General features: G+C 58.7%; 17 protein-coding genes. 8 read left to right on the top strand and 9 right to left on the bottom strand.

Annotation, left to right across the window (positions count from 1 at the left end; genetic code table 11):
• The first annotated feature begins 9 nt into the window (after positions 1 to 9).
• Positions 10 to 207, top strand: a complete 198-nt coding sequence (locus SK51_RS20625) for a YbdD/YjiX family protein (RefSeq protein WP_006809671.1) — start codon at positions 10 to 12, stop codon at positions 205 to 207.
• Here the strand turns inward: SK51_RS20625 and SK51_RS20620 are convergent.
• The 4 genes from SK51_RS20620 to SK51_RS20605 form a co-directional block, all read right to left on the bottom strand.
• Positions 204 to 608, bottom strand: coding sequence for a helix-turn-helix domain-containing protein (locus tag SK51_RS20620; protein ID WP_023305666.1), 405 nt, complete (start codon positions 606 to 608; stop codon positions 204 to 206). The genes SK51_RS20625 and SK51_RS20620 overlap by 4 nt on opposite strands.
• Entirely contained in the window at positions 583 to 885 is a 303-nt protein-coding gene (locus tag SK51_RS20615; protein ID WP_022647393.1) for a type II toxin-antitoxin system RelE family toxin, read from the bottom strand. The genes SK51_RS20620 and SK51_RS20615 overlap by 26 nt, the downstream gene beginning before the upstream one ends.
• A gap of 183 nt (positions 886 to 1,068) precedes the next feature.
• Positions 1,069 to 1,812: an SDR family NAD(P)-dependent oxidoreductase gene (locus tag SK51_RS20610; protein ID WP_022647394.1), complete on the bottom strand. Its 744-nt coding sequence runs from the start codon at positions 1,810 to 1,812 to the stop codon at positions 1,069 to 1,071.
• A gap of 57 nt (positions 1,813 to 1,869) precedes the next feature.
• Complete coding sequence (locus tag SK51_RS20605; protein WP_023299565.1) at positions 1,870 to 2,958, bottom strand: oxidoreductase; 1,089 nt, start codon at positions 2,956 to 2,958, stop codon at positions 1,870 to 1,872.
• 159 nt (positions 2,959 to 3,117) lie between these two features.
• On the opposite strand from SK51_RS20605, the gene SK51_RS20600 reads away from it, so the two are divergent.
• The 4 genes from SK51_RS20600 (at position 3,118) to SK51_RS20585 (ending at position 8,021) form a co-directional block, all read left to right on the top strand.
• Positions 3,118 to 4,620, top strand: coding sequence for a sugar ABC transporter ATP-binding protein (locus SK51_RS20600; RefSeq protein WP_023305667.1), 1,503 nt, complete (start codon positions 3,118 to 3,120; stop codon positions 4,618 to 4,620).
• Positions 4,617 to 5,612 (top strand): ABC transporter permease, encoded by a 996-nt coding sequence (locus SK51_RS20595; RefSeq protein ID WP_022647397.1) that lies wholly within the window; start codon positions 4,617 to 4,619, stop codon positions 5,610 to 5,612. The genes SK51_RS20600 and SK51_RS20595 overlap by 4 nt, the downstream gene beginning before the upstream one ends.
• 19 nt (positions 5,613 to 5,631) lie before the next feature.
• Positions 5,632 to 6,696 carry a sugar ABC transporter substrate-binding protein gene (locus SK51_RS20590; RefSeq protein ID WP_032676373.1) on the top strand — a complete coding sequence of 355 codons (1,065 nt, stop codon included), beginning with the start codon at positions 5,632 to 5,634 and terminating at the stop codon, positions 6,694 to 6,696.
• Between the two features lie 83 nt (positions 6,697 to 6,779).
• Positions 6,780 to 8,021: an LVIVD repeat-containing protein gene (locus SK51_RS20585; protein ID WP_023305669.1), complete on the top strand. Its 1,242-nt coding sequence runs from the start codon at positions 6,780 to 6,782 to the stop codon at positions 8,019 to 8,021.
• A gap of 87 nt (positions 8,022 to 8,108) precedes the next feature.
• Here the strand turns inward: SK51_RS20585 and mtnK are convergent, their stop codons facing one another.
• Positions 8,109 to 9,308: an S-methyl-5-thioribose kinase gene (gene mtnK / locus SK51_RS20580; RefSeq protein ID WP_023305670.1), complete on the bottom strand. Its 1,200-nt coding sequence runs from the start codon at positions 9,306 to 9,308 to the stop codon at positions 8,109 to 8,111.
• Between the two features lie 102 nt (positions 9,309 to 9,410).
• Here mtnK and mtnA point away from each other — a divergent pair, with 102 nt between their 5' ends.
• Complete coding sequence (gene mtnA, locus SK51_RS20575; protein WP_032676371.1) at positions 9,411 to 10,427, top strand: S-methyl-5-thioribose-1-phosphate isomerase; 1,017 nt, start codon at positions 9,411 to 9,413, stop codon at positions 10,425 to 10,427.
• A gap of 43 nt (positions 10,428 to 10,470) precedes the next feature.
• Positions 10,471 to 10,941 (top strand): SRPBCC family protein, encoded by a 471-nt coding sequence (locus tag SK51_RS20570; protein WP_022647402.1) that lies wholly within the window; start codon positions 10,471 to 10,473, stop codon positions 10,939 to 10,941.
• Positions 10,942 to 11,002: 61 nt separating this feature from the next.
• Here SK51_RS20570 and SK51_RS20565 read toward each other — a convergent pair whose 3' ends face one another.
• The gene (locus SK51_RS20565; protein ID WP_023305672.1) at positions 11,003 to 11,275 is read right to left on the bottom strand and encodes a helix-turn-helix domain-containing protein; all 273 of its coding nucleotides are present in this window, start codon (positions 11,273 to 11,275) and stop codon (positions 11,003 to 11,005) included.
• Between the two features lie 106 nt (positions 11,276 to 11,381).
• Here SK51_RS20565 and SK51_RS20560 point away from each other — a divergent pair, with 106 nt between their 5' ends.
• Positions 11,382 to 11,606, top strand: a complete 225-nt coding sequence (locus SK51_RS20560; RefSeq protein WP_023299573.1) for a helix-turn-helix transcriptional regulator — start codon at positions 11,382 to 11,384, stop codon at positions 11,604 to 11,606.
• A gap of 109 nt (positions 11,607 to 11,715) precedes the next feature.
• Here SK51_RS20560 and SK51_RS20555 read toward each other — a convergent pair whose 3' ends face one another.
• Genes SK51_RS20555 through SK51_RS20545 form a run of 3 tightly spaced genes read right to left on the bottom strand, consistent with a single transcriptional unit; the run spans position 11,716 to position 13,555 of the window.
• Positions 11,716 to 12,258 (bottom strand): 1,2-dihydroxy-3-keto-5-methylthiopentene dioxygenase, encoded by a 543-nt coding sequence (locus SK51_RS20555; RefSeq protein WP_023305673.1) that lies wholly within the window; start codon positions 12,256 to 12,258, stop codon positions 11,716 to 11,718.
• Positions 12,255 to 12,944 (bottom strand): acireductone synthase, encoded by a 690-nt coding sequence (mtnC, locus tag SK51_RS20550; protein WP_023305674.1) that lies wholly within the window; start codon positions 12,942 to 12,944, stop codon positions 12,255 to 12,257. Before mtnC ends, SK51_RS20555 begins: the two co-directional genes overlap by 4 nt.
• Positions 12,941 to 13,555, bottom strand: a complete 615-nt coding sequence (locus tag SK51_RS20545) for a methylthioribulose 1-phosphate dehydratase (protein WP_022647407.1) — start codon at positions 13,553 to 13,555, stop codon at positions 12,941 to 12,943. Before SK51_RS20545 ends, mtnC begins: the two co-directional genes overlap by 4 nt.
• Between the last annotated feature and the right edge of the window lie 61 nt (positions 13,556 to 13,616).

Here is a 13,616-nt window from a genome sequence, read left to right as displayed (position 1 = left end):
AAACTGATTATGTTCGACACCCTTTCCAAAGCAGGTAAATACCTGGGCCAGGCCGCTAAAATGATGATTGGCGTGCCGGATTACGACAACTACGTCGAGCATATGCGCGTCAACCACCCGGATCAGACGCCAATGACCTACGAAGAATTTTTCCGCGACCGCCAGGACGCCCGTTACGGCGGTAAGGGCGGGGCGAAGTGCTGTTAACCCTCTTTCGGTAAATAGAGGCTGATTTGCTCCTGCTTGCAGCCATAAATTGCCGCCAGCTTTTCGCGTGTGCGCTTTTGCGGACGGGAGTCCAGCGCTTCCAGCTGTGATACAGCGGACTGGCTGATGCCGAGTTTTTCCGCCACCTCCTGCTGGGATAGCCCGCGCAGGATACGCCACGCGGCCTGCAGGCTGACGTTCTCGCTATGCATGATGTCGCACACTTCACCCGGTAAACCTACGTTATCGTAGATGTCTGATTCGTAAGGGATGTCTTCCCAGTCGTTTTCATCATCGTCATCATACTCAAGCATGGCTAAACGCATGCGAAAATATTCACCGTAGGGTATGACAACATACTGTTTTTTTCCTTCTTCATCCTTGATGAACTGAATAGTCATATTCCGTATGCTCCTCATGAAGGTAGGTAGTGGTTGTCCGGCGTTTTACTGCCACTACGTAGCAGATATCACCCGGCGGGTCTCCGAAGGTGTAAATGACCCTGTAATCACCTAATCGCAACCTGTAGTGGTTTTCGGGAGAAGATAATTTCTTGATATCCGCGACAGGTGATGTTTTATCGTCCATCTTCTCCAGCCTGAATTTAATGCGGTTCTGATATCGAGGATCGATTTTAGAAAACTGCTTCTCTGCTGTTTTAGACCAGACAATCTTCATCCGTACCTCCACTGTACGCCCACACAAAACATAAGGAAATAATAAGACTATTAGATAAATTCCGAATTTCTTATGGGGTACTGTAGAGCGGAGAAAAACCGCGAGAAAGCGGCAAAACGCGAATCGTCGAGGCGACTCGAACAGGCCTCTGCCGGGCGACAGAGGCATACAGTAAATTTGCGATCAGGCGTTCAGACCGCCGTCCACATCCAGACCGGTGCCGGAAATTTGCCCCGCAGCCGGGCTGGCGAGGAAGGTGACCGCCGCTGCGATATCCTCCGGCTGGCCGTAATGACCAAGCGCGATCATCCGGCGCTGGGCTTCCGCCTGCTCGCCGTCTTCCGGGTTCATATCGCTGTTGGTCGGGCCGGGATGAACCAGGTTGACGGTAATGCCGCGCGGGCCTAAATCGCGGGCCAGACCCCGGGTAAGGGAGTTTAGGGCCGATTTGGTCATCGAGTAGACGGCGATCCCCGGCTGCGCCACGCGGTTCGCCAGACAGCTGCCGATGTTGATGATGCGTCCGCCGTCAGACATATGCACCAGCGCTTCCTGAATGGCGATCACCACGCCGCGGATATTGACGTTGATCAGAGCGTCGATGTCCGCCAGGGTCATGGACTCCAGCGGGCCGCCGCGTGCAATCCCGGCGTTATTGACCAGAATATCCAGCCCGCCGAGGGAGCGCGCCGCCTGCGTGACCGCATCCTGAATCGCCTGCGCGCTGGCGCTGTCGGCCTGAATCGCCTCGCCGTGTCGCCCCAGCGCGTTGATTTCATCGACGACCTGCTGGGCTTTATCGACGGATTTTTCGTAGGTGATAACCACATCGGCACCGGCGCGTGCCAGCGACAGCGCAATCGCCCGACCCAGCCCACGACTGGCGCCGGTGACCAGCGCCTTTTTACCTGTTAAATCGATCTGCATGATGACCTCGTTGTAAGAGTGGAGAGAATCATCATTAGGTATAGCCCGTCGGCGCGATTAACGGCTGAAGGATTCCACCTTCTCAAACGCGGCGCGCAGAACGTCAGGGCTTAACGTAATCGGTAAAAAGTGAATCGACTCCACCGGGCGCAGGGTGTGAGCAATGACCTTGTCCAGCTCGTCGCGGTTATGGATATCGACCTCCAGCGCGCGAAGCGTGGTCGGCAGGTTAAAACGCTGGTATGCCGCCACCAGCTGCGCCAGCACGTCCTCCTGACCGAGCAGGGCGCTCTGCACCAGAATGCCGTAGGCCACCTTGGTGCCGTGGAGGTATTTTTCCGTCTGCGGCAGCACGGTTAAGCCGTTGTGCACCGCATGTGCCGCCGCCACACGGGTATAGCGTTCGCCCAGACCGCCGACCATACCGCCACCGGCGATAACGGCGTCCACCACGTCCCGAAACGCCTGCGTCTGGTCGCCGCGCTGCTGGTCGGCCAGCGCCTCTTCGCTGCGCTCCAGCAGCACGTCGCGGATCGCCAGCGCACCGTTCAGGCCAAGACGCACGGTCAGCGGCAGGTTTTCCGGTTCAGGGGCGAGTACCGCCGCTTCGTACCACTTCGCCAGCGTATCGCCGATGCCTGCCAACAGGTATTCCGCCGGGGCGTTAAGGATGATTTGCGGCTCCACCAGCACCAGATAGTTGGCGTCGTCAAAAATCTCAAACTGTAGCGCCTGCCCGGCATCGTTGTACCACACGGAGAGCGGGGTCCACGCCGCGCAGGTGGCGGCGATGGTGGGAATGCCCACGAACGGCACGCCCAGACGACGCGCCACGGCCTTGACGGTATCCATTACCGCACCGCCGCCCACGCCAATCACCACGCTGGCTTCACCACCCGACGCGTTCACCAGATGAGTGACGTCACGCTCGCTGCAATGGCCCTTAAACAGCAGATGTTTTGCCCCCGTCGCGTTAAAACTCTCCGGCAGATAAGGGCGTGCGCCCTCGATAGCCCGCTCGCCGTAGATCCACACCGCGCGGGAAAGCTGTTCCGGAGTAAAGAAATCATCCAGGTGCGCAAGGCTTCCCGGATGAGAGAAGTAGTTCGCCGGGCCGGGCACGACGCGGATATCGGTGTTGCTCATGAAGTTGTCCTTTTTTAGCAAGCGCTAACCCGATGTTATGTCTGGACATCCGGATGGCTAATAATATTTCGCTTTATCTTATGCCTTTTCCGTCGTTGTCAGTCAACCGGAGCTGTGAAAAATTCGCTAAATCAGAAGAGTAATGAAGGATTTACGCGGATGGTTTCCAGTCGCCTTGAGATGCGCGGTATCAGCCTGGCCTTTTCCGGCTTTCAGGCCCTGTCGCGCGTGGATTTCACCCTGAATGGCGGGTCGGTGCATGCGCTGACCGGCGCCAACGGCGCGGGAAAATCGACGTTGATGGCGGTGCTGTGTGGGACGCACGATCGTTATGAAGGCGAAATCTGCATTAACAACCAGCAGGTAAGCATCCGCGAGCCGCTGGACGCCAAACGGCTGGGTATCCACCTTGTGCAGCAGGAGGTGGACGTGGCGCTGATCCCCGGGCTGAGCATTGCGGAGAACATTATGCTCGACCAGCTGGCGCAGCCGGGACACCGCTACAGCTGGCGCGCGATTCGTCAGCAGGCGCGGCAGGCGCTGGCGCAGCTGGATGTTTCGCTGGACGTTCGCCGTTCCATCGACAGCTGCACGCTGGCTGAAAAGCAGCAGATTTTGCTGGCGCGGGCGCTCTCGCACCACTGCCGTTTTCTCATTCTTGATGAGCCCACCGCGCCGCTGGACGCGCAAGAAAGCGAGCGTCTGTTTGCGGTAGTAAGACGTCTGCAACAGCAGGGCATTGGCGTGGTGTTTATTTCTCACCGCATTCACGAGCTGAAGGCCATCTGCGACACCCTGACGGTGCTGCGCGACGGCAGGCTGATTGAGTCCGGCCCGATGGCGGATCTGAGCGGAGAGGAGATCGTCGAGAAGATGCTCGGCCACGAGCTGAGCGATATCTATCCGCCCCCGCGACCGCCGCACGGTGAAGAGATGCTGCTGCGGGTGGAAGGCCTGCACGACGACGCGCTGCTGAAAGATATCTCCCTGCATCTGCGCAAAGGTGAAATCCTCGGCATTGCCGGGCTGGCGGGGGCGGGGAAAACGGAACTCTGCAAGGCGCTGTTTGGCGCCAGCAAAAGCCGCGTGGCGCGCGGCGAGCTGAACCATCAGGCCTGGAAACCGCGCGATCCGGCAGACTCGGTGCTACGCGGTCTGGCGCTGGTGCCGGAGGAGCGGCGCAAAGAGGGCATTTTTATCGACGAGCCGGTGAGCATGAACCTTGCCGTGTGCGCCGATAACAGTTTCTCGCGCTGGAGCCTGTTTGGTCATCGTCAGGCGTGGCGCTGGGCGGAAGAGGTGATTGCCCGCGTCGGCGTGCGCACGCGCGGGCCGGGGCAGGTGCTGCGTCGGCTTTCCGGCGGTAACCAGCAGAAGGTCGCCATCGGGAAATGGCTGCGCAATGACGCCAGCGTGCTGATATTCGACGAGCCGACCAAAGGCGTGGACGTGAAGGCCAAAACCGATCTGTTTCAGCTGATCGACGGCCTGGCGCGCGAGGGCAAAGGGGTGATTTACGCCTCGGGTGAATTTGCCGAGCTGGTCGGTCTGTGCGACCGCATCTGCGTGCTGTGGGACGGGCGCATCGTGGCGGAAATCGCCGGGGCAGAGGCCCGGGAAGAGACACTACTTTATTATTCAACCGGAGGAACGGCGTCGTGAGCAAGGCCCTTTCAGTGACCACGGCGGCGTCTGGCCGTCAGCAGATTTTCGATTTTCTTTATAAGTGGGGCATGCTGCTGACCGTCGTCGCGCTGGTGGCGGTGTTTGGCCTGGCGTCGGACAGCTTCCTCGACCCGAACAACATCATCAACATTCTGCGCTCGATTGCCATCGTGACGGTGATTGCCGTTGGCGTCTCTATTTCGCTGACCGTCGGCGGGTTCGATCTCTCCGTGGGATCTACCGCGTCGCTGGCGAACGCGCTGGTGATTTCGCTTTTCGTCTGGCACGGCTTTGGCACCACCGAGTCGATTCTGCTGACCCTCGCGCTCTGTACGCTGGTCGGCCTGTTTAACGCCTTTCTGATCGTCATCCTGCGCATTCCGGACATGCTCGCGACCCTTGCCAGCCTGTTTGTCATTCAGGGTGTGGCGATGACCTACAGCTACGGCGGGTCGATTACCGAGAACATGGTACTGCCGAGCGGCGACATGGCGGAAGGGACCATTCCGGCGGCGTTTGGCCTGCTGGGGCAGGTGCCGACCATTGTGATCGTCATGCTGGTGGTGACGATTCTGGCACAGCTGGGCCTGTCGCTGACCACCCATGGACGCCGGATGTACGCCATTGGCGGCAACCCCGAAGCCGCGCGCCTCTCCGGCATTCGCACCACCCGCTACAAAGTGGCAGCCTACGTGATTGCCTCTCTGCTGGCGGGGCTGGGCGGCATTCTGCTGGCCTCGCGTATTGGTTCATCGCAGGTGAATGCGGGCGGCGGCTACCTGATGGACGCGGTGGCGGCGGCGTGGATCGGCTTCTCGCTGGCCGGATCCGGCAAGCCGAACGCGCTGGGTACGCTGGTGGGGGCGGTGATCCTCGGCGTGCTGTCGAACGGGCTGGTGATGCTCTCCGTGCCGTATTACGCCATGGACATTATAAAAGGGCTGGTGCTCGCGGTAGCGCTGGCGATTACCTACATACAAAAACGCTGACAACACAACGGGATAATAAATGAAAAAGATTGCGCTCTCTTTGGTAGCTCTTGGGTTACTCACTTCTCTGCCGGGCCTGGCGGCTACCCCCGCGCCGGTTCCGACCGCCATTGCCAGCCATGACGGCCCGATCCGCATCGCGGTGATCCGCAACCTGGGCTCGGACGACAACACCACGCAGTTTGTTGCCGGGGCGATTCAGGAAGGGAAAAAGCTCGGCTTTAAGGTCAGCACCTTTTTAAGTAACGGGGACGACGCCAAATTCCAGGATTTCGTTAACCAGGCCATCAGCCAGAAATACGACGGGATTATTCTCTCTCAGGGGCGCGATCCGTACTCCACCGCGCTGGTGAAGAAGGCGGTGGATGCCGGGATCAAAGTTTCGGTGTTTGATACCGCTGTGAACGGCGAGATCCCGGGCGTAACCGTTACCCAGCAGGACGATGCCTCCCTGACCAACCTCTCTTTCGGCCAGCTGGCGAAAGATTTCAACGGCAAGGCCAATATCGTCAAGCTATGGGTCGCGGGCTTCCCGCCGATGGAGCGCCGTCAGGCGGCCTACAAAGAACTGCAAAAGCAGTACCCGGAGATTAAAGAGCTGGAGTCCATCGGCGCGGTCTCCTCTGACGTGCAGGGCGACACTGCCAACAAGGTGGGCGCGATCCTCGCGAAATACCCGAAAGGTAAAATCGATGCCATCTGGGGTACCTGGGATGCCTTCAGCCAGGGCGCGTATAAGGCGCTGAAAGAGAACGGCCGAACCGAGATCAAACTCTACAGCATCGACATCTCCAACCAGGATTTACAGCTGATGCGCGAGCCGGGTAGCCCTTGGGCAGTGAGCGTGGCGGTGGATCCGAAGCTGATTGGCGCGACCAACGTACGCCTGATTGCCAATAAGATTGCCGGAGAAGCGACGCCTGCCACTTACGATTTCAAGGCGGCGGCCATTCCGCAGGCGCTGCTGACCGCCCAGCCGGGCGCGGTGAACGTGGCGTCTCTGGGGAAAATCATTCCGGGCTGGGGCCAGACGGAAGATTTTGTTGCGCCGTGGTTTGCGACGCTGGAAGGCAGGTCAAAATAATGGCCGGTGGCGCTTCGCTTACCGGGCCTACGGTGTTGTAGGCCGGATAAGGCGCAGCCGCCATCCGGCGAAAGGACTTATACATGTCTGCATTACCTCAACCCGAATACAGCCGCAATATGCGGCTGATTGGCCATAGCGATCAGGGCGGTCGCCCGGACGGCGTGCAGCTGATGGTACACCGCGGTTTCGCCTATATCGGCCATATGGTGTCGCAGGGCTTTTCGATAGTGGATGTGCGCGACCCGAAAAAACCAAAAGCCGCAGGATACGTGCCTGCGCCGCCGGGTACCTGGAATGTGCATCTCCAGGCGCATGACGACCTGCTGCTGGTGATCAACGCCCGGGATCTGTTTGCCGATGCGCGTTTTGCCGACGAGAAGGTCTACTACACCCGCCAGGTGGGGGAGACCGTCAGTGACGTGCAGGATAAAGGCTGGAGCGCCGGGCTTCGCGTCTTTGATATCTCCACACCGGACAGGCCACGCGAGATAGGCTTTTTATCGCTGAGCGGCATCGGCATTCACCGCATCTGGTACGTCGGTGGCCGCTGGGCGTATGTCTCAGCGCTGATAGACGGCTTTACCGACTACATCTTTCTGACCATCGATCTGGCGGACCCGCGCAAGCCTGAAGTGGCGGGACGCTGGTGGCTGCCGGGGATGAATCAGGCCGAAGGCGAACAGCCGAACTGGCCGGAAGGCAAACGCTACGCCCTGCACCATGCGATTATTGCAGGCGATACCGCGTACGGCAGCTGGCGCGACGGTGGCCTGACGCTGCTGGACGTGAAGGACCGCACCCGGCCTAAGCTCATTAGCCATCGTAACTGGAGCCCGCCGTTTGGCGGCGGGACGCACACCGCGCTTCCGCTGCCGGATCGCGACCTGCTGGTGGTGCTGGACGAGGCGGTGCTGGATAACCAGCAGGACGGCGAGAAGCTGATCTGGCTGTTTGATATCCGCGAGCCGTCGAACCCGGTGAGCATTTCTACCTTCCCGCAGCCGGATGAAACCGACTACGTGGCGAAAGGGGCGCATTTCGGCCCGCACAACCTGCACGAAAACCGGCCGGGGAGCTTTGTCAGCTCAACGCTGATCTTCGCGACGTACCAGAACGCGGGCGTGCGCGCGTATAACATTTCCAATCCGTATCGCCCGGTGGAAACGGGGGCGCTGGTGCCCGCGGCGCCGGAAAAGATGATGGATACGCGGCCCAATCGCCCGCAGGTGATCCAGTCGTGCGACGTGTTTGTGGATGCGCAGGGGATTATTTACAGCACGGATTATAACGGTGGGATGTCGGTGATTGAGTATTTAGGATGAGTTTTTGCCGGGTGGCGGCTTCGCCTTACCCGGCCTACATTTTGCACCCGTAGGCCCGGTAAGCGCAGCGCCACCGGGCAAACGTTCTCAACTGTACTGCCGCACTCGCGCGACCAGCTCTTCCGCGCTGTCGATGCGGTCAGCAATCACAATCAGCGCCTTGCCGAGGGATATCGCGTGGCGCAGGCATTCGTGACGCATCGCTTCATCCTGAATGGTGTCGATATCCGCCACATGGGAAAGCCCGACGCTGCGGCGAATCAGCTCGGTGCCGCAGAATCCGATGGCATCGTGCCAGACCTTTTTCAGGAACGCAGAGGCATAGCCCGGCGCGCTGAGCGCGGCGTCGCGCGTTTTCTCGTTCGCCAGCGCCTGGAAGCGCTCCGCGAAGGTGTTCCACAGTTCCTGAATATCGGTCAGGCGCTGCTCGCGCGCGGCGGCGGCATCGCGAATGCCCAGATGCCCCGGCAGGCCGCAGAAGTTCAGCAGCAGGTTGCCGATGGCAGTGCCAACGTCAAAGCCAATCGGGCCAAAGTAGCCGAACTCGGCGTCGATGGCCTTCAGGCTGCCGTCGGCCACAAAAATTGAGCCGCTGTGAATGTCCCCATGCAGCAGGGCTTCGGCATGCGAAAAGAAGCGGTGCTTCAGGGAGGCCACAGCGATTTTAAGCTGGGCGTCGTCGCGCAGGGCGGCAACATCGTTCTCCAGATCGGCCGGGTAGCTGTTGCGCGCGTGGATCTGGTACGGATCGTTAAAGAACAGATCTTCGGTGATCTCGCACATCTCCGGGTTGATGAATTTTGCCACCTGCGCTTTTTTCTCGTGCGGATGCAGATAAAAATCGCTGGTGTGGAACAGGGTGTGAGCCAGATATTCACCCAGCTGCCGCGCCGCCTGCGGGTAGTAAATGTTGTTAATCAGCTCGCCGCGCCAGATGCGATGGCTGGAGAGATCTTCCATCACCATCACCGCCAGTTCCGGGTCAAAGTGGTGGATTTTCACCGTGTGCTCAGGGCTGTGCTTGTAATGCTCGACCAGGGTTTGCGCCTCCAGGCGAGCGCGATCCAGCGTCAGCGGCCAGGACTCGCCGACGCAGCGCACATAGGGCAGCGCCTGCTTAACGACGATGCGGCTCACCCCCGCGCTATCGAATATTTTAAAGACCAGGTTGAGGTTGCCGTCGCCGATTTCCTGCGCCTCCACCAGCGATGACGGATCGTCAAGTCCGCCAAACTGCCTGGCATACTCCACGGCGTCCTGAGCGGTAAAGGTACGGTATTGCGACATGGCCTGCTCCTCAGTTTTGCTAATTAAGACATGTAGACGTCTATACATCTGGATTTCATCCTGACACAATGTGCTACAACAACGCAACAGGGAATTAACGACATGCAGACATTACAGACGACCAGCCTGCGGGTGGCGAATAATCAGCTCTATATTCTCGACCAGCAGGCGCTTCCGCAGGAGAAACGCTGGCTGAATGCCTCGACGGTGGAGGCTCTGGTTGGGCATATCCACGCTCTGCGCGTGCGTGGCGCGCCGTTAATTGGTCTCTCTGCAAGCCTGCTGCTGGCGCTGTTAGCGGAAAGCGGTAAAAGCCGCGACGAGCTGGCGGCGGCGCTGGAGACCCTGCGTGCCTCCCGCCCGACGGCGGTGAACCTGATGAACAATCTCGACCGCATGAAGATTGCGCTGTGGCAGGAAGCGTTCGTTCCGGCGCTGGTGGCTGAAGCGCTGCGCCTGATTAATGAAGACAAACGGCTTTGCGACGCGATTGCGAAAGCGGGTAGCGCGCTGGTGAAGCCCGGCAGCCGCCTGCTGACCCACTGCAATACCGGCGGGCTGGCAACGGCGGGCGTCGGGACGGCGCTGGGTGTGATTGCCCGCGCGCATCAGGCAGGGAATGTCAGCAACGTCTGGGTGGATGAAACCCGTCCGCTGTTGCAGGGCGGCAGGCTGACCGCATGGGAGCTGGGCGAGCTGGGCGTGCCTTATCAGCTGATTACTGACTCCATGGCCGCCAGCCTGATGGCAAAAGGGCAGGTGGATGCCGTGTGGGTGGGGGCAGACCGCATTGCCGCCAACGGCGACGTGGCGAACAAAATCGGCACCTATTCCCTGGCGGTGCTGGCGAAGTTCCACGGTATTCCGTTCTACGTCGCCGCCCCGCAAACGACCCTCGACCGGGACTGCCCGAACGGTGACGCGATCCCGATTGAGCAGCGCGCGGCCAGCGAAGTGACGGGCGTGGCGGGAAGCTTTGGCGCGGTGCAGTGGGCGCCGCAAGAGGCGCAGGTCTATAACCCGGCGTTTGACGTTACCCCCGCCTCGCTGATTAGCGGCTGGGTGCTGGATACGGGCGTGGTCACCCCTGAAGAGGTAGCGAAAGGGAAATTCGCCTGAGTGGGACTATCCTTGTAAGGGGTTCCCTTTAGAGGACGTTATCGTGACGCTCGATCCTGAAACAGACTTAAAACTGGAACGCGTGGTGGATGCACCGCGCGACCTGCTGTGGCTCTGCTGGACCACACCGGAGCACATCAAAAACTTCTTCATTCCTGCTCCCCATAAGGTGACTGAATGCGACCTCGATCTGCGCGTGGGTGGGCGATTCAATACCGTGTTTGAGGTGGACGGGCAGCGGATGGATAACCGGGGCGTATTTCTTGAAATCGATCCGGGGAACAAGCTGGTCTTTACCGATGGCTATACTGAGGGCTGGAAGCCGGCTGAAACGCCGTTTATGACGGCGATCCTGCTGCTGGAAGATGTGGGGGAGGGCAAGACCCGCTACACGGCGATAGCGCGTCACCCAACGAAGGAAATCCGCGAGCAGCATGAACAGATGGGCTTCCACGAAGGGTGGGGCGTGGTGTTGGATCAGCTGGTGGGGTATGTGAAAGGGCTAAAACGGTAGTGCTCTAAGACCCCCTCTCCCTTGAGGGAGAGGGCTGGGGTGAGGGGGGAGAATTCATTGATTATGTTGAAGACAGATTTCTCTTTTTGGTATTCCTCATCTGACGAAATACTCGCTCTCCCTTTTCATCAAAGTATCTTTCCGGCCATATCACATCGGGTGGAATGTCTGGCGCCTGAGCGGTAAGCAGTTCACCTTTGGGCCATGGTCGGGTAAGCGCATTTGCCAGTGTGGATGAGGAAAGGCCAGCCTTTCTGGACAACGCAGCCAGGCTTGTTCCATGTTTCTTTAGTGCAGCGATAATATCGGCCGGGGGCCAGTTCTGATGCTGCATTGTGTCCTCCTTACATGTGTTCGTTACGTGCTCAATTATCCTATTTTGGGATAAGAAGGCAACGGGAGGATATTCGATTTCAGGATATTTGTATGGAATCGGAACAATGGCTTCAGTTTACTCGGATGAATACCAGCGTGTTATCAATGCGTTGAAGAAAGCGCGTAAAGAGAAGGGGATGACTCAGGCGCAGCTTGCGGAGGCACTGGGAAAACCACAATCGTTTATTGCTAAAGTGGAAAACGGTGAGCGTAGGTTGGACGTGGTGGAGTTTGTGCATCTGGCGAGGCTGGTTGGCGCAGATGTGCAGAGGATTATCGCCAGTATTTAATTAATGCCTGAGTATGGAACTGACCCCCTGAGCCGTATGTTCCCCTCACCCTAACCCTCTCCCCAGAGGGGCGAGGGGATAGCACGGTGTGCGGGGTAGGGAGAAAAGATCAGGCCAGGCGTGGATACGCATCCGCGATTGCATCGCCCGTAAACTGGGCAACCCAGCCTTCCGGATTGTCGAAAATACGAATGGCGGTAAAGTTCGGCTCTGAACCCATGTCAAACCAATGCGGCGTGCCTGCGGGTACGGAAATCAGGTCGTTTTTCTCGCACAGCACCTGATACACCTCATCGCCGATGTGCAGGCAGAACAAGCCCGCGCCTTCCACAAAAAAGCGCACTTCGTCTTCGCCGTGGGTGTGTTCGTTCAGAAACTTCGCGCGCAGCGCCTCTTTCTGCGGATTGTCGGCGCGCAGGCTAATCACGTCCCAGCTCTGGTAACCTTTCTCTGCCACCAGCTTGTCGATTGCATGCTGATACGCCTCAATCACGGCTTCAGGCGCGGGATCCTGCCCTAAATCACGGTCTGCCGCCCAGCGTTCAAACCGCACGCCTTTCGCGTTGAGCTGTCGGGCGATCTCGGCGGCGTCGGTGCTGTGCCACAGGTGATGACTGGCGTCTTTATCGGAATAAATGGTCAATGCGCTCATGAAGGGATCTGCTCCGGGTTAATCTCGTCAAACTGGTGGATCTGATGGTGATGGCTTGCGCCGTCATCTTCACCGCGTATCAGTTGCAGGGTGCGAAAACCCGCCTGTTCAGCCGCGTCCAGCTCCTGATGAATATCTGACAGGAACAGGATCTGCGACGGGGCGATGCCCGTTTGCGCCGCAATATTTTGATAAGACTGCACCTCACGCTTGGCGCCGATGCGGGTATCAAAATAGCCGCTGAACAGATGAGTAATATCACCTTCGTCGCTGTAGCCAAATAACAGTTTCTGCGCGGCGACGGAGCCAGAGGAATAAACATAGAGATCAATCCCTTGTGCCTTCCATTTTTCCAGCGCGGGCAGTACATCAGGGTAGAGATGGCCGGTAAAGTCACCGTTGATGTAACCGTCCTGCCAGATGATGCCTTGCAGGGCTTTGAGCGCCGTCGATTTGCGGTCTTCATCCATAAAGGTAAACAGCACGTTGATGAGATCGCTGACGCTGGCATGCGGAGTGCTGATTTCATCGCGCAGGTTGTCCAGAATCGATTTGACCGGCTCGGCGTACTGCTGCGCGGTCACAAAGGCCGCCAGCCGCTCACGCGCGTAGGGGAACAAAACATCATGGACAAAACGGATATCGCTGGTGGTCCCTTCAATATCCGTCACAATCGCGCGAATCATACTCTCTCCCATTGTCGTAAACGCATTTCGCATTCAAATAAGAATTCTAAACCTTCCAGATGACGGCGGGCTTCGGCCACGTCGCGTCCCCAGCAGGTTAAGCCATGACCGCGCAGAAGAAAACCATAATTAAGCGGGCGTTCCTGCGCGTAATGGGCGATTCGAGAGGCGAGGGCGTCGATGTCCTGGTCATTATCAAACACCGGGATGGCCACCGTATCCCGATGCGTGGTCTGTCCGGTAAGGGATTTTTGCATCTCGAAGCCGGAGATCTTCAGCTCGGTCTCGTTGACCAGCCGCGACAGCACCGTGGCATTGACGGTGTGAACGTGCAGGACGGCGTTAGCCTCGGGGAACAGGCGGTAGATGAGGGTATGCAGCCCGGTCTCTGCCGACGGTTTACGGCCAGAAGGCGCACGGTTGGTGGCGATTTCAACCTGTAGAAAATCGGCGGTGGTCAGGCTGCCTTTGTCTTTTCCGGATTCGCTCAGCCAGCACAGATGTTCATCCTGACGCACGGACATATTGCCGCCGGTAGCGGGCGCCCAGCCTTTAGCGCCAATCCAGCGGCAGGCCTCGACCAGGTGTGTGAGTTGCAGGTTGTCTGTCATTTCCTTTTACCCTCTCGGTCAGGAATATTTATATCATTTAGACGTCTAAGCGTCTTGATTG

Origin of the sequence: Enterobacter sp. MGH85 (assembly GCF_001037655.1) — a bacterium.
Lineage (GTDB): Bacteria > Pseudomonadota > Gammaproteobacteria > Enterobacterales > Enterobacteriaceae > Enterobacter > Enterobacter intestinihominis.
This window is presented reverse-complemented; position numbering and strand designations above follow the sequence as displayed.

Excerpts from the sequence above, each read along its gene's own strand:
- SK51_RS20625 (WP_006809671.1), top strand. The coding sequence starts at position 10 with ATGTTCGACACCCTTTCCAAAGCAGGTAAATACCTGGGCCAGGCCGCT.
- SK51_RS20615 (WP_022647393.1), bottom strand. The coding sequence starts at position 885 with ATGAAGATTGTCTGGTCTAAAACAGCAGAGAAGCAGTTTTCTAAAATC.
- SK51_RS20590 (WP_032676373.1), top strand. The coding sequence starts at position 5,632 with ATGAAAAAGATTGCGCTCTCTTTGGTAGCTCTTGGGTTACTCACTTCT.
- mtnC (WP_023305674.1), bottom strand. The coding sequence starts at position 12,944 with ATGATTCGCGCGATTGTGACGGATATTGAAGGGACCACCAGCGATATC.
- SK51_RS20545 (WP_022647407.1), bottom strand. The coding sequence starts at position 13,555 with ATGACAGACAACCTGCAACTCACACACCTGGTCGAGGCCTGCCGCTGG.
- SK51_RS20585 (WP_023305669.1), top strand. The coding sequence starts at position 6,780 with ATGTCTGCATTACCTCAACCCGAATACAGCCGCAATATGCGGCTGATT.
- SK51_RS20565 (WP_023305672.1), bottom strand. The coding sequence starts at position 11,275 with ATGCAGCATCAGAACTGGCCCCCGGCCGATATTATCGCTGCACTAAAG.
- SK51_RS20605 (WP_023299565.1), bottom strand. The coding sequence starts at position 2,958 with ATGAGCAACACCGATATCCGCGTCGTGCCCGGCCCGGCGAACTACTTC.
- mtnK (WP_023305670.1), bottom strand. The coding sequence starts at position 9,308 with ATGTCGCAATACCGTACCTTTACCGCTCAGGACGCCGTGGAGTATGCC.
- SK51_RS20620 (WP_023305666.1), bottom strand. The coding sequence starts at position 608 with ATGACTATTCAGTTCATCAAGGATGAAGAAGGAAAAAAACAGTATGTT.
- mtnA (WP_032676371.1), top strand. The coding sequence starts at position 9,411 with ATGCAGACATTACAGACGACCAGCCTGCGGGTGGCGAATAATCAGCTC.
- SK51_RS20600 (WP_023305667.1), top strand. The coding sequence starts at position 3,118 with ATGGTTTCCAGTCGCCTTGAGATGCGCGGTATCAGCCTGGCCTTTTCC.
- SK51_RS20610 (WP_022647394.1), bottom strand. The coding sequence starts at position 1,812 with ATGCAGATCGATTTAACAGGTAAAAAGGCGCTGGTCACCGGCGCCAGT.
- SK51_RS20555 (WP_023305673.1), bottom strand. The coding sequence starts at position 12,258 with ATGAGCGCATTGACCATTTATTCCGATAAAGACGCCAGTCATCACCTG.
- SK51_RS20560 (WP_023299573.1), top strand. The coding sequence starts at position 11,382 with ATGGCTTCAGTTTACTCGGATGAATACCAGCGTGTTATCAATGCGTTG.